This is a genomic window from Bradyrhizobium yuanmingense (assembly GCF_900094575.1).
Taxonomy (GTDB): domain Bacteria; phylum Pseudomonadota; class Alphaproteobacteria; order Rhizobiales; family Xanthobacteraceae; genus Bradyrhizobium; species Bradyrhizobium yuanmingense.
In genome coordinates this window covers 552,697-571,347 of record NZ_FMAE01000004.1, presented here as the reverse complement: position 1 = coordinate 571,347, position 18,651 = coordinate 552,697, and the positions used below count along the sequence as shown (strand labels likewise).

Annotated in this window: 18 protein-coding genes; 9 read left to right on the top strand and 9 right to left on the bottom strand. The window is 64.8% G+C overall.

What is annotated here, in order from left to right; genetic code table 11:
• Positions 1-4 precede the first annotated feature (4 nt).
• The 4 genes from kynA to GA0061099_RS16210 all read right to left on the bottom strand — a co-directional run bounded on the left by kynA (position 5) and on the right by GA0061099_RS16210 (position 3,989).
• Complete coding sequence (kynA, locus tag GA0061099_RS16225) at positions 5-844, bottom strand: tryptophan 2,3-dioxygenase (protein ID WP_036022774.1); 840 nt, start codon at positions 842-844, stop codon at positions 5-7.
• A 31-nt stretch (positions 845-875) separates the two neighbouring features.
• The gene (locus GA0061099_RS16220) at positions 876-1,688 is read right to left on the bottom strand and encodes an alpha/beta hydrolase (RefSeq protein ID WP_036022772.1); all 813 of its coding nucleotides are present in this window, start codon (positions 1,686-1,688) and stop codon (positions 876-878) included.
• 243 nt (positions 1,689-1,931) lie between these two features.
• Positions 1,932-3,209, bottom strand: a complete 1,278-nt coding sequence (locus GA0061099_RS16215) for an ArgE/DapE family deacylase (protein ID WP_036000410.1) — start codon at positions 3,207-3,209, stop codon at positions 1,932-1,934.
• Between the two features lie 54 nt (positions 3,210-3,263).
• Positions 3,264-3,989, bottom strand: coding sequence for a pyridoxamine 5'-phosphate oxidase family protein (locus GA0061099_RS16210; RefSeq protein ID WP_036022771.1), 726 nt, complete (start codon positions 3,987-3,989; stop codon positions 3,264-3,266).
• Positions 3,990-4,063: 74 nt separating this feature from the next.
• Here GA0061099_RS16210 and pdxR point away from each other — a divergent pair, with 74 nt between their 5' ends.
• Together pdxR and GA0061099_RS16200 are read left to right on the top strand one after the other, a co-directional pair.
• On the top strand, positions 4,064-5,533 hold the full coding sequence (gene pdxR, locus GA0061099_RS16205) for a MocR-like pyridoxine biosynthesis transcription factor PdxR (RefSeq protein ID WP_036022770.1): 1,470 nt from the start codon (positions 4,064-4,066) through the stop codon (positions 5,531-5,533).
• Between the two features lie 67 nt (positions 5,534-5,600).
• Positions 5,601-5,846 (top strand): DUF6719 family protein, encoded by a 246-nt coding sequence (locus GA0061099_RS16200; protein ID WP_036022769.1) that lies wholly within the window; start codon positions 5,601-5,603, stop codon positions 5,844-5,846.
• A 10-nt stretch (positions 5,847-5,856) separates the two neighbouring features.
• Here the strand turns inward: GA0061099_RS16200 and GA0061099_RS16195 are convergent, their stop codons facing one another.
• A complete protein-coding gene (locus tag GA0061099_RS16195; protein WP_036022768.1) occupies positions 5,857-6,219 on the bottom strand; it encodes a hypothetical protein in 363 nt (120 codons plus the stop codon).
• A 32-nt stretch (positions 6,220-6,251) separates the two neighbouring features.
• On the bottom strand, positions 6,252-6,416 hold the full coding sequence (locus GA0061099_RS41170) for a hypothetical protein (RefSeq protein WP_167361658.1): 165 nt from the start codon (positions 6,414-6,416) through the stop codon (positions 6,252-6,254).
• A gap of 415 nt (positions 6,417-6,831) precedes the next feature.
• Here GA0061099_RS41170 and GA0061099_RS16190 point away from each other — a divergent pair, with 415 nt between their 5' ends.
• A complete protein-coding gene (locus tag GA0061099_RS16190; RefSeq protein ID WP_311735374.1) occupies positions 6,832-7,041 on the top strand; it encodes a hypothetical protein in 210 nt (69 codons plus the stop codon).
• A 12-nt stretch (positions 7,042-7,053) separates the two neighbouring features.
• On the opposite strand, the gene GA0061099_RS16185 is transcribed toward GA0061099_RS16190, so the two are convergent.
• A complete protein-coding gene (locus GA0061099_RS16185) occupies positions 7,054-7,602 on the bottom strand; it encodes a CreA family protein (protein ID WP_036000425.1) in 549 nt (182 codons plus the stop codon).
• A 208-nt stretch (positions 7,603-7,810) separates the two neighbouring features.
• Between GA0061099_RS16185 and GA0061099_RS16180 the strand changes: the two genes are divergently transcribed.
• From GA0061099_RS16180 to GA0061099_RS16160, 5 genes are all read left to right on the top strand, one after another.
• Positions 7,811-9,334, top strand: coding sequence for a L,D-transpeptidase (locus GA0061099_RS16180; protein ID WP_074447896.1), 1,524 nt, complete (start codon positions 7,811-7,813; stop codon positions 9,332-9,334).
• Positions 9,335-9,423: 89 nt separating this feature from the next.
• A complete protein-coding gene (locus GA0061099_RS16175; RefSeq protein ID WP_036022762.1) occupies positions 9,424-9,993 on the top strand; it encodes a glutathione peroxidase in 570 nt (189 codons plus the stop codon).
• 179 nt (positions 9,994-10,172) lie between these two features.
• Positions 10,173-11,195, top strand: a complete 1,023-nt coding sequence (locus GA0061099_RS16170; protein ID WP_036000479.1) for a polysaccharide deacetylase family protein — start codon at positions 10,173-10,175, stop codon at positions 11,193-11,195.
• Between the two features lie 9 nt (positions 11,196-11,204).
• A complete protein-coding gene (locus GA0061099_RS16165) occupies positions 11,205-11,756 on the top strand; it encodes a dihydrofolate reductase family protein (RefSeq protein ID WP_036000481.1) in 552 nt (183 codons plus the stop codon).
• A gap of 298 nt (positions 11,757-12,054) precedes the next feature.
• Positions 12,055-13,170 carry a helix-turn-helix domain-containing protein gene (locus tag GA0061099_RS16160; protein WP_050995865.1) on the top strand — a complete coding sequence of 372 codons (1,116 nt, stop codon included), beginning with the start codon at positions 12,055-12,057 and terminating at the stop codon, positions 13,168-13,170.
• A 3-nt stretch (positions 13,171-13,173) separates the two neighbouring features.
• Here the strand turns inward: GA0061099_RS16160 and GA0061099_RS16155 are convergent, their stop codons facing one another.
• Both GA0061099_RS16155 and GA0061099_RS16150 read right to left on the bottom strand, forming a co-directional pair.
• Positions 13,174-13,626, bottom strand: coding sequence for a DoxX family membrane protein (locus GA0061099_RS16155; RefSeq protein ID WP_036000486.1), 453 nt, complete (start codon positions 13,624-13,626; stop codon positions 13,174-13,176).
• A 360-nt stretch (positions 13,627-13,986) separates the two neighbouring features.
• A complete protein-coding gene (locus GA0061099_RS16150; RefSeq protein WP_036022760.1) occupies positions 13,987-16,296 on the bottom strand; it encodes an NADP-dependent malic enzyme in 2,310 nt (769 codons plus the stop codon).
• A 241-nt stretch (positions 16,297-16,537) separates the two neighbouring features.
• Here GA0061099_RS16150 and GA0061099_RS16145 point away from each other — a divergent pair, with 241 nt between their 5' ends.
• The gene (locus GA0061099_RS16145; protein WP_036022758.1) at positions 16,538-18,502 is read left to right on the top strand and encodes a hypothetical protein; all 1,965 of its coding nucleotides are present in this window, start codon (positions 16,538-16,540) and stop codon (positions 18,500-18,502) included.
• Positions 18,503-18,651 lie beyond the last annotated feature (149 nt).

Below are 18,651 nucleotides of genomic sequence, written 5' to 3'. Positions count from 1 at the left end.
ATCCCTACAGAATCGTACGCACGCGCCAGAGTTCGGGAAACAGTTCGACCTCGAGCATGCGCTTGAGATAACTGACGCCGCCAGTGCCGCCGGTACCACGCTTGAAGCCGATGACGCGCTCGACCGTGGTGACGTGGTTGAAGCGCCAGCGCCGGAAATAATCCTCGAAATCGACCAGCTTCTCGGCCAGTTCGTAGAGCATCCAGTGGGTTTCCGGCGCCTCGTAGACGATACGCCAGGCCTGCAGCACGCCTTCGTTGAAGCTGTGGGTTTCGCGAACGTCGCGCGCCAGCACCGCAGCAGGCATCTTGAGCCCGTTGCGGTCGGCAAGCCGCAGCACCTCGTCATAGAGGCTCGGCGTCCCGAGCTCGGCTTCGAGCAGCTTGATCGTCTCCGCATCGTGCGCGTGCGGCTTCAGCATGGCGTGGTTGCGGTTGCCGAGCAGAAATTCGATCAGCCGGTATTGCCGCGACTGAAAGCCCGAGGATTGTCCGAGTTGCGAGCGGAAGCGGGTATACTCGCTGGGCGTCATCGTGCGCAGCACGTCCCAGGCGCCGTTGAGCTGCTCGAAGATACGCGACATCCGGGCCAGCATCTTCATCGCGGGTTGCACCTCATCCCGTGAGATCGCACGGCGCGCAGCGGCGAGCTCGTGGATGGCGAGCCGCATCCACAGTTCCGTGGTCTGATGCTGGATGATGAACAGCATCTCGTCATGCGCCTCCGACAGCGGATGCTGCGCACCGAGGATCGCGTCCAGCGCGAGATAATCACCGTAGGACATGCGCCGGGTGAAATCGGTCTCGGCGCCTTCGCTTGTGGGATCGTAATCGCTGGACGTCATGGCTGGCCCTCTCGATCGATCGTCCCTGGTCTCATTCATCGAGGCCGATCAGGCGCGCGGTGATCTGTGACGACGGATCCTTGAGCCCGTCGATCACCGTGAAATGGTTGAGGCCGGGCTCGACGACGAGGTGCGTCGGCACGTCGAAGCCGGTCCAGATGTTCGCCATCAGATCGGACTGGCGGATGAATTCGGGCCGCTCGCTGCCGCCGACCCAGGCCGTCACGGGCGAATGCCCTCGTGGCAGATGCAGCGCCGCGCTTTCCAGCGTCGCCTCCTCCATCGTCATGCGCAGCGTCTCGTTCATCCCCGTCTTCAGGAGCGGACGCAAGTCGTGCAGGCCGCTGATCGAGAGCGTACCGGCGATGCGGTTGTAGACGGCGGACTCGAGCCGGCTGTCGCCGCACAGCATGCGTGTGACGAGATGGCCGCCGGCGGAATGGCCGGCGAGCCGGATCGGCCCCGAGACGAGCGCTGCCGCTTTGGCGATCGCGGCGGTGATCTCCGCAGTGATATCGGAGATGCGGGCAGCTGGTGCCAGTGTGTAGCTCGGCAGCGCCACCGTCCAGCCATGGTGCCGCGCACCTTCGGCGAGATCGGTCCAGGTCGATTTGTCGAAGCGCATCCAGTAGCCGCCATGGACGAAGACGACGAGACCCTTGCTGTCGCCGTCAGGCAGGATCAGATCGAGCCTCTGGCGCTCGCCGGCGCCGTAGGCGATGTCGGGGCGAAATTCCTTCAGCCCGGCGCGGTAGGCCGCCGCCCGCTCCGCCCACAGCGCCGGCATCTTGTCCGAGCCCGGGATGTGGGCCGAATTGGCGTAAGCGTCATCCCAATCGCGCATCGTTGCTCCCGAGGACTCGTCCGACGAACCGAAGCCAGTCTGCCACCGGTCAGGGCGGCATCCTAGTCTTTCTTTTAAGCTTAAAGGATTGAGGGAGCCGGTGGATTGGGCAGCGACTGCTACGAGGGTACAGGGTGGGCAAAGCGGAGCGTGCCCACCATCTTGGTTCATCGGAGAGAAAGGTGGTGGGCATGGCGCAAGTGCGCCTTTGCCCACCCTACCGCAGTGGCGATGGGGAGACCGCTACGCCTTCTCCACGCCGCACCATTCCGCGATGAACAGCGCCATCGCCTTGGTCGCCTTCTTCAATGACTCCAGGTCGACGAACTCGTTGAAGCCGTGCATCTCGCCTCCGCTGGCACCAAAACACAGACTCGGGATGCCGTGGTTGAGGCCGTAGAAGCGCGTGTCGGTCAGCGCCGTGAAGACGAGGTCCTCTGGCGTACCGCCATAGACCCTGTTGAAGGCCTTACCGAACGCAGCCTCGGGCTCCGCGGCGTTGGTCAGCTCATAGCCTTCCGACAGGAAGCCGGACCATTCGACCTGCGGCGGATTGTTGGCGAGGAAGCGGTGGTTGCGCGAAGCGGCGGCGACGCAAGCCATGATCTCCTTCTGGTGATCGGCGATCGACCAGCCCGGCAACACCGCAATCCGGCAGTCGACATCGCACCAGGCCGGCACGCTCGACGCCCAGTCGCCGCCCTTGATGATGCCGGCGTTGAAGTTGACGGGATGGTCGAGCGTCTTGAAGTGACGGTCGGCCTTGGCCCGCTCGTTCCATTCGATCTCGAGCTTTTGCAGCGCCTGGATCAGGTGATATGCCGCCATGATCGCGTTCGCGCCGGAGCCTGCGAAGGCAACGTGGGTCGGATGCCCCTTCACGCGGAGGCGGAACCAGATCACGCCGACCTGGGAGCGCACCATCTTGCCGCCGGTCGGCTCCGGAATGAAGCAGGCGTCCGCGCGATAGCCGCGTTGCAGCGTCGAGAGTGCGCCGACACCGGTGCTCTCCTCCTCGATCACCGATTGGAAATGGATCCGCGCCGTCGGCCTGAAGCCCGCGGCCTTGATCGCGTCCAGCGCATAGAGCGCACCGATCGTCCCGGACTTCATGTCGCAGGCACCGCGGCCGAACATCTTGCCGTCCTTGATGACCGGCGCGAATGGCGGCGTTTCCCACAATTCCAGCGGACCGGCCGGCACCACATCGCAGTGCCCTTGCAGGATCAGCGACTTGCCGCCATTGGTTCTCGGACGGTAAGTTCCCACCACGGATCGCGCCTTCGAGAAGTCGTGCTCGATCGGACCGAAGCCGCGCAGATCCTTCAAATCCTCGACGTCGATATGCCAGTCGTCGACCTCGTAGCCACGTTCGCGCAGGAGATCGCCGATCATGTCCTGGCATGGTCCCTCCGCCCCGCGGGTCGAAGGGATCGCGACGAAATCGCGGGTGGTTGCGAGCTGAGCCTCGAAGCCGCTGTCGACGGCGTCAAGAATCCTCTGCTGCGTTTCGGCATTCATTCGGGCGACTCCAGACATTCCAATGGTCCCAGGGAGCGCGCAAACTAGCCGATTTCAGCCGTTCGGGTACTCCAGAAAATATGCATCCCGCAATGCATCTTCGAGCAGCCGGCCTTCGGAATAGCCGTTCAGAGTCGCAGGCCGGCTGACACCATCGAGCAGGCGCGGGCACGGTTCGGGGGCGCCGAGCACGGTGCGGACCGGAATGCGCTCCGCATAGATCGGCAGCGCATAGTCCTCGTCATGGTCGGCGACGCCCTTGGCGCGGATCTTGGCCGAGGCTTCCTCGATTTCCATTGCGATGAAGGACGTCGCCTTGATTTCCTGCATGGTGCTCTGTCGCAGGCCGGCGGTGCGATCCGGGAAGAAGCGATCGACCATGGCGATCACCGCGCGCTCCTTCTCATCAGGATCGGTGACGAGATAGGCTGTGCCGAACGCCATCACGGCGCGGTAGTCGGCGGAATGGTTGAAGCCGCAGCGTGCCAGCACGAGGCTGTCGAGATGGGCGACCGTCAGGCAGACGCGCTCGCCCTTGCTCTGGTTGCGTAGCATGCGGCTGGCGCTCGATCCGTGCCAGTACAGCCTGGTGCCCTCGCGCCAGAAGAAGGTCGGCGTGCAATAGGGCTGGCCGTCGATTGCGTAGGAGACGTGGCACAGCATCGAAGAATCCAGGATGCGATGAACCGTGTCGTGATCATAGAAGCCGCGGTCGTGCCGGCGCTTCACCTGGTTGCGTGCCGATGTCGGATAGGAATTCGAGGTCTCGGTCTGGCTCACAGCCGCTCCTGCTCGGATGGAAGAAATCCGGAGCAGTTGTAGCGGCGCATTTGGTCTGCGATAGTTCCAATTCCATGCAAAAAATTCCGACCAATTCGTCGTCCCGAACCAAGCCCGAGCTTCCGCTCGACCTCACCGGCCCTCACGTCACGGCCGGCGCTTCTGCCGCGCACCGGCTGTATCAGGCACTGTGCGAGATGATCGTCTCCGGCCTGGTCCGGCCGGGCGAGCCGCTGCCGCCATCGCGGACGCTGGCCAGGCAGACCGGCTTCCGCCGCAACGCCGTCGTCACCGCCTATGAGCGCCTGATCGCCGACGGCTTTGCCGACGCGACGGTCGGCTCCGGAACGTTCGTCGCGGCGCGTATACCCCAGCGCGCCGCCGAGCCGAACAAGCCGAAGGTCGTTCTCGAAGCGCCAAAGCAAGGCGCGTTTGCGCTTGGCTGCACCCATATCGACGAACGCGCCGTGCAGCGTTTTCGCGCTTTCGTCGGCCGCCGCATGCGCGCATTCGGAACCGAGCACCTGCATTATGGCGACCCTCGCGGCAGCCGCGAGCTGCGCGTGGCGATCGCCGACCATCTGTTGTCGGCGCGGGGGCTGCGTTGCGATCCCGACCAGATCATGCTGACCTCGGGCACGCTGCACGCGCTGCGCATCGTGCTGAGCGCGATCCTGAAATCCAGCGACCAGGTCTGGTGCGAGGATCCGGGCTATCCCGCCGCGCGAAAAACCATCGCCCATTGCGGTTATCGCGCCGTGCCCGTCCCGGTGGACGAACACGGGATGCGCGTCGCCAAAGGCCGCATCGCGGCGCCGTCCGCGCGCGCGGCCTACGTCACGCCGTCGCACCAGTTTCCACTTGGCGTGCAGATGTCGATGCCGCGACGGCTCGAGCTTCTGGACTGGGCCAAACAGGCCGGCGCATTCGTGCTCGAGGACGATTACGACAGCGAGTTCCGTTATGACGGCGCGCCGCTGATGTCGCTCGCCGGCATCGATCGGCTCCAGCGCGTGATCTACCTCGGCACCTTTGCCAAGACGCTGTTTCCGGGCCTGCGCATCGGCTATTGCGCGCTGCCCGAACGCCTGATCGCGGACGTGACGACGGCGCGGGCGGCGCTCGACCGCTTTCCCGGCACGCTGATGGAGGGCGCGGTGGCGGACATGCTCAATTCCGGCGCCTTCGCCGCGAATCTGAAGCGCGTGCGGAAACTCTATCGCGAGGCGCGCGACGTGCTCGCCGAGAGGCTGGAAGTCGCATCCGGTGGCGCGCTTTCGGTGCCGGTGCCCTCACAAGGCCTGCATCTTGTCGCCCGGTTCGATCCTGCCGTCGATCCGGCGGTGGCGGCGCTGGCCAAGCAGGCGGCTGGCGCCGAAGGCTGGCTATTGGCCGACACCTATTCGCGCGGGCGTCCCCTGCCCGGCTTCGTGCTGGGATTTTCCGGACATCCCGTGCCGCAGCTCGTGGCGTCCGCGGAACGTCTCGCGAGGGAATCGCGCGCAGCCTTGGCCGCAAAAGGAAAACCGGCCCGCCGGGCCTGACGAAGCTTCACTATCAGAATCGCCCGCCGCTCCCTAGATTGCGGCATCGATTCCGGGACCTCACATCATGCTGCTGCGCCACGCGACCTGCCTCTCGCTGCTGATCTCCATCGCGCTTGTCTCGACGGCACGCGCTGCCACAGTCGGACGTGAGCAGGACATCGGCGATCTGAAGCTCGGCCAGCGCGTGCTCGTGGATGACGGAACCTGCCCCGCCGGTCAGCTCAGGGAAGTGCGCGGCGCGAAGATGACCGACAAGGGAGTCTCGCGCACGAGTTCCTGCGTGCCCCGGCACGGACCGAAAACGAAGTAAGGATCCAGGACTATTTCGCCGGATCGAACATGCACTGCAGGGTCGGTTTGGCGATCTTGGTGAAGGTCGGGCCGATCTCGCTGTGCTTGGAGGCCGGTACCCAATCTGTCTCGATGGTGGGCACGCCGGTCTCGCTGATGCCGCGCAGCAGCGCTTCGCGCAGATCGCGATCCTCGACGGCCGCGGCGGCGTGATCGTGCAGGCAGCCGCAGACCGCTTCCGGATGCTGCCAGCGCCCGAGCATGTGCGGCGCACACTGGCGCACGAATTCGCCACGCGGATCGGGTAGCCTGGAAGGTGAGCGGACCTGCGCCTGAACGGAGTTGATCGTCAGAAGGGACACGAACGCTGCGGCGCAGAGACGAAGCAACATGATAGTTTTGCCGGCTGTTTCGTTGTGTGCAGTCAGAAGCGCGCGGCGACCATGATCGGCTGAGCGGCCGGAACCGCAACGGGCGAGCCGCTGTACTGGAAGGTACCGACACCGGGGAGATTGCCGTCGGGCGCACCCGCCAACGAGGAGCCGGCGAGCACGAAACCGAAAGCAAGGATGAAGCTGAGCGCGCGCATGATCTGTGTCCCAATTCTGTGGCCGGCGGTGCGCCGTCGTCCTTATCAGCCTGATAACCATGGGCGGTTTCGCGCGTGATGCGCGAAAAACTGAAAATGGTTTCGTCTTCGTGAGAATTGTTTCGTCCCGGCCACGGCGACGAAACAATTCTCGGAAAATGCCAGTTATTTCAGATAGGTCTGGCGGCAGGCCAAAGTCGCCTGCCAAGTTCCGGCGCCGGCACGGACGTGCACCCCGCCCAAGCGTTGTCACGCGGCCGCCGCGCGCGCTTCACATGCATTTTACGTTTTTCTGCTGAAAGGGCGGCAAAAGAAGGCTGGATCCTGTCGAACCGGAATTGGTTCAGCAACGACCCAAGCCATCGAAACCGAGACGCCCGGATCATCGGGCGCATTCACGTGAGGGATGGCCATGATGGCGGGAAATCGCGCAACGCCGCGCGATGAAAATCCACCGACGGAGCGCGCAGATCAACCGATCATTCGCGGCAGCACCGGCGCAATGGCGCTGCAATCGAGCCGCGGCCTCGAGGCGGCGCCGCAGACGTTCGTGCGACTGACCGGATCGCGCCTTGCGACGCCGCGCGATCGCCGCCGGGTGAACGCGAGCGCGTTGCAGGAGTGAACGCGGAGCGCCTCATTGCGTGAAGAACTCGCCGCACTTCTGGACGTTTGCGTCCGCAGGTCCCCACGGCATGATCGGCACGGTCGAGGTCGAGTTCTTGGGCGAGCCTTCGATCAGCTTGTCTGAATAGACCATGTAGACCAGCACGTTGCGCTTGGCGTCGCAGCCGCGCACGATCTGCATCTTCTTGAAGAACAGCGACCGGCGCTGGCGGAACATGTCGTCGCCCTGCTCCATTTTGTGCTTGAACTTGACCGGACCGACCTGGCGGCAGGCCAGCGAGATATCCGAGACCTCCTCGGCAAGGCCGAGCCAGCCTTTGAAGCCGCCCTTCTCCGGCACCGTGAAATGACAGGCGACGCCTTCGACTTCGGGATCGTCGAGACCATAGGTCGCGAGCTTGTCGTTCGGGCTCATCCATTTGAACACGGTAGAGCGGCGGAAGATCAGATCAGGTTCGTCGGCCGCAGATGCCGACGCCATTGGCGCGGTCAGAGCCAGGAGGAATAAAGCGAGGCCTTTCAGACGGATGCTCGAAAGACCGGGGAAACGAGATGACATGAAGTTCTCCGCTAACAAGTCCCCGCAATGTAGGAACGCAAGCGGCGGTCAGGAAGGCGGCAGAGGAGCGGACCCGGCCGCCGTTTACCGCTCCGTGAGGCTTTTTTGCTACGCCTTGGACAAAAGTAGCTGATGGCAGAACCGCGCTGCTGGTGAACGCGTATTCCCTTTGCGAGACTAACGTCTGATTTGGATAATGGATTCGAGGATGAACAGCGTGAACGGGTGGGGTTCGCCTGCCAAGCCGGCACGGCTGTGGCAGGTCGCCATGTTGACGGCGGCGGGTGCGATCGGCGCAACCAGCGAAGCAAACGCAGCATTTTATTACTGGACGGACTATTCCGACCGGCCCTACTACGCCCGGCCGAACCGGCTTCCCGAAATACCGCGCCAGAAGCCGCAAAAGCGCGGCGCCGCAAGCAAGAAGGACGTCGTTGTCGAGAAGGAAGCCGGCACCAAGCCGCAAGGGCCACTCGTCATTGTCGTCTCGATCGACCGGCAGAAGATGACGGTCTACGACAAAGCCGGCGTGTTCGCGGAATCACCGGTGTCGACGGGCATGAAGGGCCACTCGACGCCGATGGGCGTGTTCAGCATCATCCAGAAGCACAAATTCCACCGTTCCAACCTCTATAGCGGCGCGCCGATGCCGTACATGCAGCGGATCACCTGGTCCGGCGTCGCGATGCATGCTGGCGCGCTGCCGGGCTATCCGGCCTCGCATGGCTGCATCCGCATGCCCATGGCGTTCGCGATGAAGATGTGGAACTGGACCAGGATGGGCGCGCGCGTGATCGTGGCGCCCGGCCAGGTATCGCCGCAAAGCTTCTCCCATCCCGTGCTCGCCTCCATGCGCGTGCCGCCGCAGCCCGCCGCGAGCCTCGCGCCGCAGACCAATGTCGCTGACAAGGCCGATAAGGGCACGACCGAAGCCAAGCCGGTCGAGACCAAGACGGCCAGCGCCGACAGCGTGGTCGAGCTGCGCACCTCGGTCGGCCACACCGTGTTGTCGGACGTGACCACCGGCCATGCGGCTGCGCGCGAGGAAGCCGCGGCGACGGCCAACGAGGTCAAGACGGCCGAAGCGGCCAAGCCTGCGTCCGAAGACGCCGCCAAGCCGGCGACCGAGAACAAGCCTGCCGACAAGGTCGACCCGGTCAAAACGGAAGCCGCGAAGGCACCCGATGCGCCGGCGCTCGCCACCGCACCCGATGCAAAGAAGGACGAGGGCCGCCTCACCGATCCTGCGCCGGCGGCAAAGCCGGACACACCCAAGCGGGCCGGCCAGATTGCCGTCTTCATCAGCCGCAAGGATTCCAAGCTCTATGTGCGGCAGAATTTTGCGCCGCTGTTCGAGGTGCCTGTCACGATCGCCGCGAGCGACCGGCCGCTCGGCACGCATGTCTTCACCGCCGAGCTCGACAAGGCCGATGCCAACACGCTGCACTGGTCGGTGGTGTCGCTGCCCGTGTCCGCCCGTTCCGTGGCGCGCGAGGACGACAACCGCGTGGCGCGCCGCCAGCGCGGTGCCGCCGTGATCCCCGTCGCCGCAAAACCGGTGGTGACGCCGGACAGCCCAGCCGAAGCCCTCAACCGCATCTCGGTCCCCACTGAGACCATGGCGAAAATCAACGAGATGCTGACGTCAGGCGGCTCGATCATCGTCTCCGACCAGGGCATCAACCAGGGCGAGACCGGCGAAGGTACCGACTTCATCGTCCGCCTGTACTAGCTCTCTCGCAGGACCGATAACGCGGTGTTGACGCGCGAGGCCGCAGTGGCGGAGTAATCTGCCCTCGGATCATCTCGGGGGACGCCGTCATGATGAATCGCAGAACCGTGCTGAGCGTCACGCTTGCGGGCGCGTTCGCGCCTGTCACGCGCGCCCTCGCCGATGGCGCCATGAGCCGGATCTCGGCCTACGCCTTCTCCTTCCCCGCATTGTCAGGCGACGACATCCGCCTCGCCACGTTCACCGGCAAACCGCTGCTGGTGGTGAACACGGCCTCGCTCTGTGGCTACACGCCGCAATATGCCGGCCTGCAGGAAATCTGGAACGAGTTTCGCGGGCGCGGGCTCACCGTGATCGGCGTGCCGTCCAACGATTTCGGCGGCCAGGAGCCCGGTGGCAGCAGCGAGATCACGCAGACCGCACACCACCAATATGGCGTTACCTTCCCGATTACGGCCAAGGCTGCGGTGGTCGGTGCGCGGGCGCATCCCTTCTACAAATGGGCCGCGGAAGCCCGACCGAAGGAAGTTCCGCGCTGGAACTTCCACAAATACCTGATCGGCCGCGACGGCTATATCGCCGAGGTATTTCCATCCGCCGTCGAGCCGGCCGACACGCGGATCAAGACCGCCATTGCAAGGGCCCTGGCCGACACTTGACTCACGTGCACGACTCAAGTGCACGCCATCCGGCTGGGCACAATTGCGACGCGGCATCAAACAGCCGTTGCAATGGCGATGGCCCACCATCTAGGCTAGGATTGTTTTGGGCAGGACGGTTTTTGCCGCAGGCGAAAAGCCACGGCGGAACAACGGGATCAATCTCGAGGGACATCACCATGCGCGTGGCGGCAGGACTGATTTTAGCAGGTGCGATGTCGGTGGCGCTCTCCGGCGCCGCATGGTCGCAGACGCCGGCCGCGAAGCCCGCGGCCGCACCGCAAGCCGCGCCGGCGGCAACACCAGCGGCTGCAACATCCCCTGCAGCTCCAGCGCCCGCAGCAGCGGCTGCGGCGCCAGCGGGCTTCGTCAATCCGCCCCCGCCGAAACAGCCGCCGCAGCCGGCCCGCGCGGCCTGCAACACACCGGGCGCACTCGGCGTCGCCCGCACCGTCGAGATCGACACCACGGGCGGTCCCGGCTTCGGCTTCGAGCATTTCAAGGAGCTCGACTTCCTGCGCGACAAGGAGGTCGTGCTGACCTTCGACGACGGCCCCTGGCCGCGCAACACGCCCGCGGTGCTGAAGGCGCTCGCGGACGAATGCACCACCGGAATCTTCTTCATCATCGGCAAGCACGCGACCTACGAGCCGGAGGTCCTCAAGCAGGTCTACGCAGCCGGCCACACCGTCGGCGCCCACACTTGGTCGCACGCCAACCTCAACAACAAGAAGCTCAACGAAGCGCAGCGCAAGGACGAGATCGAGAAGGGCTTTGCGGCGGTGAAGTGGGCGCTCGGCGGCATCTCGCCCGCGCCGTTCTTCCGCTTCCCGGCGCTGCAGCATCCGCCCGAGATGGTCACCTATCTCGGCAACCGCAATGTCGCGAGCTTCTCCTGCGACATCGACTCGTTCGACTTCAAGGCTTCCAAGCCCGAGAAGATCGTCGAGACCGTGATGAAGAAGCTCGATACCAAGGGCAAGGGCATCATCCTGATGCACGACTTCCAGAAGCACACCGCGGAGGCCCTGCCCGAGCTGCTCAAGCGGCTGAAGGCCGGCGGCTACAAGGTGGTCGCGATGCGCGCCAAGTTCCCGGCCTCGACGCTGCCGGAATACGACCAGGAGCTGCTCAAGGACCTCAAGCTGCCGACGGTGAGTCAGCGCCCGGTCAATTCGGTGGTGACCACCGTTTCCGAATAGCCGTCGCACTTGTCTTTCCGTATCGAAGGCTACGTCATCGTCTCCGCGGACGGCATGCTCGCCGATCCGTCGCACATCATGCCTGAGACGTTGAAATTCGAAGGTGACAAGCGGTTCTTCGAGCAGGCACTCGATCGCGCCGCGCTGATCGTGCACGGCCGCAACTCGCACGAGCAGCAGCCGAATTCGGCCAGCCGCAAGCGGCTGATCCTGACCCGCAAGATCAGGGACCTCACCGTCGATCCGGAGATGCCGAACGCGACGCTGTGGAATCCTGAGCATGCGAACTTCGAGCAGGCCTGCGCCTTCGCCGACGTCGCATCCGGCATGGTCGCCGTCATCGGCGGACCGGTCGTGTTCGACCTGTTCATGGACCGCTACGACACGTTCTGGCTGTCGGAGGCTCCGCATGTGCGGCTGCCCGGCGGCGAGGGCTGCTTCGTCGGCGTGCCCCAGCGGACGCCTCACGAGGTGCTGGCTGCGCACGGGATGAGGCCGGGTGCGCCCTACCTCCTCGACGCGGCGCATGAAGTGACCGTGACCCCGTGGCGGCGGGGGTAGCCTGCCGGCAGTGGCGGCGCTTACGCCGGCTCCGACCCAAACTGGAAAAACAACCCCATGCACAGTACCTGCAACATCATACCGTTCCGCATATTGCTGATGTGCCGTGCTAAAATTGGTCCCGCCGCCGGCCAGCGCAAAGCCGGCTAGCATATTTGCCGAGACCCGAAAATCGGCCCCGACGGCGGTCGTGGCGCTATAGCCAACGTCCGAGGCGCGGCGTCAATACGGGCCAACGGCTGCGACACACCGCATCAATAGACTGAGACAAAAGAGCAAAAACTAACCCACGGCCAGAATGAGCGACGACTGCACGCCGACTAGTCCGACGGACGCTTCCGGATTGAATGACGATGTCGCCCCGATATCGTCCCTGCTGCCGGCATTCGGCTTCAGCGCCGATCAGATGGAGACGGAGGCGAACATCGCAGCGTGGCGGGAAGCCGTCGCCACGCTGTTCGAGGTGGACGAGCTCGCCGCCGGCGAACCGGGCCCGTTTCGCGCCGACCTCAGCTCCTACGCCATGGGACCGGTGCTGATCGGGCTGAGCCGTGCCAGCGGCCAGCGTTTCCGCCGGACGGCCGAAACGATCGCGCGCAGCGGCGTCGACCACATCATCCTCCAGCTCTATCTGAAGGGCGGCTATGACGGCGTTGCCGGAACACGGCCGATGCGCGTACGCGCCGGCGACATCTGCCTGTTCGATCTCGCCCAGGCGCTGGAGACCAAGGCGACGGCGTTCGAGAATGTCACGCTGGTCGTGCCGCGCCCGATGTTCGCCGCCCATCTCTTGCGGGTCGATGATTTGCATGGCCTGGTGCTGCCGGGCAGCAGCGTGATCGCGCGATTGCTGGCGGGGCATCTCACCGCCCTGTTCGAATTTGCCCCGCGCATGAGCCTCGACGAATGCCAATCCGTGGTCGAGGGCACGGTGTCGCTGCTGGCCGCGTGCCTTCGCAACGAAATCGAACGGGGCGAGGCCGATGCCGACCATGGCGTCGCGGCAAGCCCGTCCTTGATGCGGATCCGCCAATATATCGAGGCTGGCCTTGCCAGCGAGGATCTGTCGGCCAATTCGATCGCCGCCCATTTCGGCCTGTCCCGGGCCTCGCTGTACCGGCTGTTCGCCCCGGTCGGCGGCATCGCCGACTACATCCGCAGCCGCCGACTGCACCGCGCCTTCTTCGACCTCGCCAATTCGGGCGCGCGGGGCCCCCGGATCAGCGAGGTGGCACGGCGCTGGCAGCTTGGCACCGACGCGCATTTCACGCGCTCGTTCAAGGCCGCCTACGGCATCACGCCCCGCGCCGCACGGGAGGCCGCCCTGCTCGGCCGACAGCGCGGCAGCGATGGAGCGAACAGCGCGACGATTTCCCGCTGGATGCGCGAGATCGCGCCGCCGAGAGCGGAGTGACCGCTAGACGTCGCCGTAGGCCGCCTCGGCCGGACGCGTGGTGCGGCCATAGCCGATGATCATGCAGAGCGCGCCGATGATCGAGAGGTTCTTGAGCGCGTCGACCAGCATCTTGGCGTTGTCGGGCGCCGCCATGTTCCAAAAATCGTAGAACAGGACGGTCGCGACGGCGACGTAGACGATCAGCAGCATCGCGAAGAAACGCGCGCCGAAATTCAACGCGATCATCAGCCCTGCAATGATCTCGAGCCCGCCGATCGCGATCGCCAACAGCTGCGGCGTGGTCATGGCGGTCGCCGTCTCGACCTGCTGGGCATAAGGCGCGACGACATCGGGCACCACGAGCTTGGTTGCGATGACGTCGGCGGTGGCCTGGATGGCAAACAGCTTGGTCGCGCCCGTGTAGATGAACAGCACGGCGAACAGGATTCGCCCGAAAGTCACGAACGCTGGCATGATCGGCCTCTTGGCAAGCTCAGAGCGCAGAACGCAGAACGCTTGAAGGGGATTATGGAGAGTCGTGCGCCGGTTTACAAACGGGGAAATGGCGAACTGATAGGAATTCAAAATTGCCGGTCTCTTTCCTTCTCCCCCTTGTGGGAGAAGGTGGCTCGCCGCGAAGCGGCGAGACGGATGAGGGGTATCTATCGGCACGGGCAACTCGCGAGATCCCGACTCGCGGAAACAACCCCTCATCCGGCGCCACGGCCGAAGCTTCGCTTCGGCGTCGCTAAGAACGGCGGCCGAAGGCCGCCTATGCCACCTTCTCCCACAAGGGGAGAAGGATTGCACCTCCAGCGGCGCGACAGCGGTGCCTTACGTAAACAACGTCGGCTGCTGCCGCGAGGCGCGTTCCTGCGCTTCCACCACGGCCACGGCCGTCATGTTGAGGATGCCGCGTGCCGTCACCGAGGGGGTGAGGATATGCGCGGGGCGCGCCGGGCCGACCAGGATCGGGCCGACGGGCAGCGCGTCCGCGAGCGACTTGATCATCTGATAGGCGACGTTGGCGGTATCCAGGGTCGGCATGATCAGGATGTTGGCCTCGCCCTCCAGCTTGGAATGCGGCAGCACCATCCTTCGCGCAGCTGCGGAGAGCGCGGTGTCGCCCTGCATTTCGCCGTCGGCCTCGATCTCCGGATGCTTGTCCTTCAGAAGCTGGGTCGCCAGCCGCATCTTGCGCGAGGAATCGGTGTCGTAGCTGCCGAAATCCGAATGCGAGACGAAGGCGATCTTCGGCTTGATGTTGAAGCGCTGGACGTGGACCGCGGCGAGCGATGCGATCTCGGCAAGCTCCTCCGCGCTCGGATTGGGGCGAACTTGCGTGTCGGCGATAAAGAAGGCGCCTTTGCTGGTGATCAATAGCGCCAGCGCCGCATAGTCGCTGATTCCAGGCGAGAAGCCGACGATCTCGCGGACATGGCGCAGATGGCTCATGTAGCGGCCCTCGACGCCGCAGAGCATGGCGTCTGCTTCCCCGCGCGTGACCGCGAGCGCGGCGATCACCGTATTGTTGGTGCGCACCACGGTGCGGGCTGCATCCGGCGTCACGCCGCGGCGACCGGCGACCTCGACATAGGACTGCACGTAGGAGCGGTAGCGCGGATCGTCCTCGGGATTGACGAGGTCGAAATCCTTGCCGGCCCGGATCGAGAGGCCGAAGCGCTTGATGCGCGCCTCCACGACCGACGGACGGCCGACCAGGATCGGCCGAGCCAGCTTTTCCTCCAGCACGACTTGCGTGGCGCGCAGCACGCGCTCGTCCTCGCCTTCGGCATAGATCACGCGCACCGGCTGGGTCTTGGCCTTGGCGAACATCGGCTTCATGACGAGGCCGGAGCGGAAGGCGAAGCGCTCGAGCAGCGCGGTGTATTCGTCGAAATTGGTGATGGGGCGCGTTGCGACGCCCGATTCCATCGCCGCCTTCGCCACGGCCGGCGCGATGCGCAAGATCAACCTGGGATCAAAGGGGCTCGGGATCAGCGAGCCCGGACCGAAGCCCTGCGTCTCGCCGGTGTCGAAACCTTGCGCGACGGCATCCGACGGCGCCTCGCGCGCGAGCTGCGCGATCGCCTCGACGGCGGCCTGCTTCATCTCCTCGTTGATCGCGGTGGCGCCGACGTCGAGCGCCCCACGGAAGATGAAGGGAAAGCAGAGGACGTTGTTGACCTGGTTCGGGTAGTCGGAACGGCCGGTGCAGATCATGGCGTCGGGGCGCGCCTTGCGCGCCTCTTCCGGCATGATTTCCGGCACCGGATTGGCGAGCGCCATGATCAAAGGCTTGTCGCCCATCGCCTTGGCCATCTCCGGCTTGAGCACGCCCGGCGCCGAGAGCCCGATGAAGATGTCGGCGCCGCCGATCACGTCGGCGAGCGTGCGCTTGTCGGTCTTCTGCGCATAGACCGCCTTCCAGCGGTCCATCGAGGTGTTGCGGCCCTCGTGCACGAGGCCGTCGATGTCGCAGACCCAGATGTTCTTGCGCTGCGCGCCCATCGAGACCAGGAGATTGAGTGTCGCGATCGCCGCGGCCCCTGCCCCCGACGCGACGATCTTGACCTCGGACAGCTTCTTGCCGTTCAGCCTGAGGCCATTGGTGATGGCGGCGGCGACGATGATCGCAGTGCCGTGCTGGTCGTCGTGGAAGACCGGAATCTTCATGCGCTCCTTCAAGCGCGCTTCGATCTCGAAGCATTCCGGCCCGCGGATGTCCTCCAGATTGATGCCTCCGAAGGTCGGCTCCAGCGCGGCCACGGTCTCGACCACGCGGTCGATGGTGTCGGCGGCGATCTCGATGTCGAACACGTCGATGCCGGCGAATTTCTTGAACAGGACCGCCTTGCCTTCCATCACCGGCTTGGAGGCCAGCGGACCGATATTGCCGAGGCCGAGCACCGCGGTGCCGTTGGAGACCACGGCAACCAGGTTGGCGCGCGTGGTGAGCGTGGCCGCCTCGGCCGGATTCTTGGCGATCTCGGTGCAGGCCGCGGCGACGCCCGGCGAATAGGCGAGCGCGAGGTCGCGCTGGTTGGCAAGCGGCTTGCTTGCCTGGATCTCGAGCTTTCCAGGGCGCGGCAGACGGTGGTAGGCGAGCGCCGCCTGGTGGAGATCATCAGAATAGGACGACATGCGGTGTCTCGCCTCGCGTTACCGGCCTCAAAAATGCACGATTCGACGGCCCAAGCGGACCGTATTTCCGGGTCATGGAAACGGGATGAAGCACGGCCGAAGGCCCGGTGGCAACATCCGATTGCATCCCCGTCAACAGGGCGCGCCGTCAAATATTTGAAACCATAGCTTTCTCTGGACCGAACGGCGTTTCGCGAATATGGCAGGTTGCGCGGTGCGAAACGAGCAACTGGAGCTGGGAATGAAGCGAATCCTGATCGGCCTGATCGTGGCTGCCGTGCTCGCTGCGGGAGGATGGTTCGGCTTCAACCTCTATGTCCAGCATCGGGCGACCAGCGAGGTCGAAGCGGCGTTCGAGCGTCTCCGCGCAGGCGGCGGCAAGGCGAGCCATGGCAAGATCACGTTCGAGCTCGCGACCCGGACGCTGACGATCGAGGACATTGCAGTCGAGCCTGCCCAAGCGCAGATCGCCACCTTGAAGGTCGCCAAGATCACGGCCGTCGGTGTGCGCCAGCCGGACGAGGCCCGTTTTTCGGCCGACAACATCGATGCATCCGGGATCGAGGTCGGATTCACGTCCACCGACCGGATCACCGTGAAGGCGAACTACAAGATCCCACAGATCAGCGCGCGAGATTTTTCCGGCCCGACCCGCGCACACGGCCCGCCGTTGGCCGGCTCGATCATCGACATGTATCGCTTCGTCCTCGCGCAATACGCGACCATCTCGGCGTCGGAGATCGCGGTGCCGACCCTCACGGTCAACATCAATGCGGGCGGCAATGCCGGCGGCGGGGATTATGTCTATTCAGGTCTATCGGTCCAGAACCTCAACCGGGGCAAGATCGAAACGGCGAAGATGGACCGCGTCACCTATACGGTCGACCTGAGCCAGCCGGGCAAGCCTGCGAAGATGACCGGCGAATTGTCCGGCCTGGCCATCTACGAATTCGACCCAACCGCTGCGAGGGCCGCGCTCGATCCGCAAGGATCGAGCGACGACAATTTTCATAGGATCTATCGGCGCATCTCGGTCAACTCCTATGTCGTCACCGCGGCGCCCGGCATGGGCATGCAGGTGGACGGTTTCACCTTCGACGACATTGCCATCCGGCCCTCGAAATTCCGGCCGTCCGAGATCATCGCGCTGGTGCCGGCCGACGGCTCGATCCCAACGCCGGCGCAGTCGCGCGACATGATCGCGAGAGTGGCTGATTTCTTCGAAAGCTTTCAGATCGGCAAGGCCGAAATCGGCCGACAAACGGCCGAGACGCCGCAAGGGACGGGACGGCTCGACGCGGTCAAATACGATCAGGACAGAATAACGCTGGAGGGCCTCGACATCCCGATGCCGCAGGGCCAGTTCAAGATGGACCGCTTCGCGTTGAAGTCCTTCAGCGTGGCAAATCTGATGCGCTGGGCGGCGAGTCTCCAAACGCCGGGACGGCCGCCCTCGCCCGATCAGATGGTCGGCCTATTCCGCGTGCTCCAAGGTGCCGAGATCAAGGGCGTGGTCTCGCCGTACAAGACGACGCGGCAGCTCTTCACCATCGATACGATCAGCCTGAACTGGGGGGAGTTCGTCGGGCCGATCCCGAGCAAGGTCAATCTGGTCGTGAAGATGGTCGCGCCGACCGATCCCGCCAATCCGGCGCTGCAGCCGCTGATCGTGGCAGGCGTGGACAAGCTGGCGATCGATCTGGATCTCGGCGCGGCCTGGTCGGAATCGTCGGGCGCGTTCGCGCTCGCCCCCGCTACGCTCGATCTCGGCAACCTCGCCAGGCTGCAGACCCGCGTCGCGCTCGTCAATGTGCCGCGCGGCCTGTTCACGACCGACCCGGCGCAGGCGATGGGTCAGGCAGCGCTGGTCGAAACCGGCGCGCTTGAGGCCTCGCTGCGTGACGGCGGCGTGGTCGATCTCGTCGTGGCGCAGTTCGCACGCATGCAGAATGTCAGCCGCGATGCTGCCCGCAGCGCCATCGTCGCGATGATCAGGGCGCAAGGCGAGAAGATCGCAGGGACCAATAGCGATGCCAGGGGCGCGGTCGACGCGCTCGCCGGATTCGTGGAAGCGCCGGGGCAGACGCTGACCATCAAACTGACGCCCCGCGCCAAGGTGCCGTTGATGCAATTGATGCAGCTCTCGCAAACCGACCCGCAGAGCGCGCTGGCGCAGTTCAGGATCGAGGCCTCGACGGGGCTGTAGGGAAGAGACAGGCGGCTCTCTCCTCCTCGTCATTGCGAGGAGCTCTTGCGACGAAGCAATCCAGACTCGTTCCGCGGAAAGATTCTGGATTGCTTCGCTGCGCTCGCAATGACGAGGAGGAGAGAGCGCGCTTTTCCGCGCACGAGGAG

What these genes read in the sequence shown, in the direction of transcription:
- GA0061099_RS16220 (WP_036022772.1), bottom strand. Translation starts at nt 1,688, where the DNA reads ATGCGCGATTGGGATGACGCTTACGCCAATTCGGCCCACATCCCGGGC.
- GA0061099_RS41170 (WP_167361658.1), bottom strand. Translation starts at nt 6,416, where the DNA reads ATGCGCGCGCTCAGCTTCATCCTTGCTTTCGGTTTCGTGCTCGCCGGC.
- GA0061099_RS16175 (WP_036022762.1), top strand. Translation starts at nt 9,424, where the DNA reads ATGATGAATCGCAGAACCGTGCTGAGCGTCACGCTTGCGGGCGCGTTC.
- GA0061099_RS16155 (WP_036000486.1), bottom strand. Translation starts at nt 13,626, where the DNA reads ATGCCAGCGTTCGTGACTTTCGGGCGAATCCTGTTCGCCGTGCTGTTC.
- GA0061099_RS16150 (WP_036022760.1), bottom strand. Translation starts at nt 16,296, where the DNA reads ATGTCGTCCTATTCTGATGATCTCCACCAGGCGGCGCTCGCCTACCAC.
- GA0061099_RS16145 (WP_036022758.1), top strand. Translation starts at nt 16,538, where the DNA reads ATGAAGCGAATCCTGATCGGCCTGATCGTGGCTGCCGTGCTCGCTGCG.
- GA0061099_RS16185 (WP_036000425.1), bottom strand. Translation starts at nt 7,602, where the DNA reads ATGTCATCTCGTTTCCCCGGTCTTTCGAGCATCCGTCTGAAAGGCCTC.
- GA0061099_RS16195 (WP_036022768.1), bottom strand. Translation starts at nt 6,219, where the DNA reads ATGTTGCTTCGTCTCTGCGCCGCAGCGTTCGTGTCCCTTCTGACGATC.
- GA0061099_RS16170 (WP_036000479.1), top strand. Translation starts at nt 10,173, where the DNA reads ATGCGCGTGGCGGCAGGACTGATTTTAGCAGGTGCGATGTCGGTGGCG.
- GA0061099_RS16200 (WP_036022769.1), top strand. Translation starts at nt 5,601, where the DNA reads ATGCTGCTGCGCCACGCGACCTGCCTCTCGCTGCTGATCTCCATCGCG.
- GA0061099_RS16215 (WP_036000410.1), bottom strand. Translation starts at nt 3,209, where the DNA reads ATGAATGCCGAAACGCAGCAGAGGATTCTTGACGCCGTCGACAGCGGC.
- GA0061099_RS16180 (WP_074447896.1), top strand. Translation starts at nt 7,811, where the DNA reads ATGAACAGCGTGAACGGGTGGGGTTCGCCTGCCAAGCCGGCACGGCTG.
- GA0061099_RS16160 (WP_050995865.1), top strand. Translation starts at nt 12,055, where the DNA reads ATGAGCGACGACTGCACGCCGACTAGTCCGACGGACGCTTCCGGATTG.
- pdxR (WP_036022770.1), top strand. Translation starts at nt 4,064, where the DNA reads ATGCAAAAAATTCCGACCAATTCGTCGTCCCGAACCAAGCCCGAGCTT.
- GA0061099_RS16190 (WP_311735374.1), top strand. Translation starts at nt 6,832, where the DNA reads ATGGCGGGAAATCGCGCAACGCCGCGCGATGAAAATCCACCGACGGAG.
- kynA (WP_036022774.1), bottom strand. Translation starts at nt 844, where the DNA reads ATGACGTCCAGCGATTACGATCCCACAAGCGAAGGCGCCGAGACCGAT.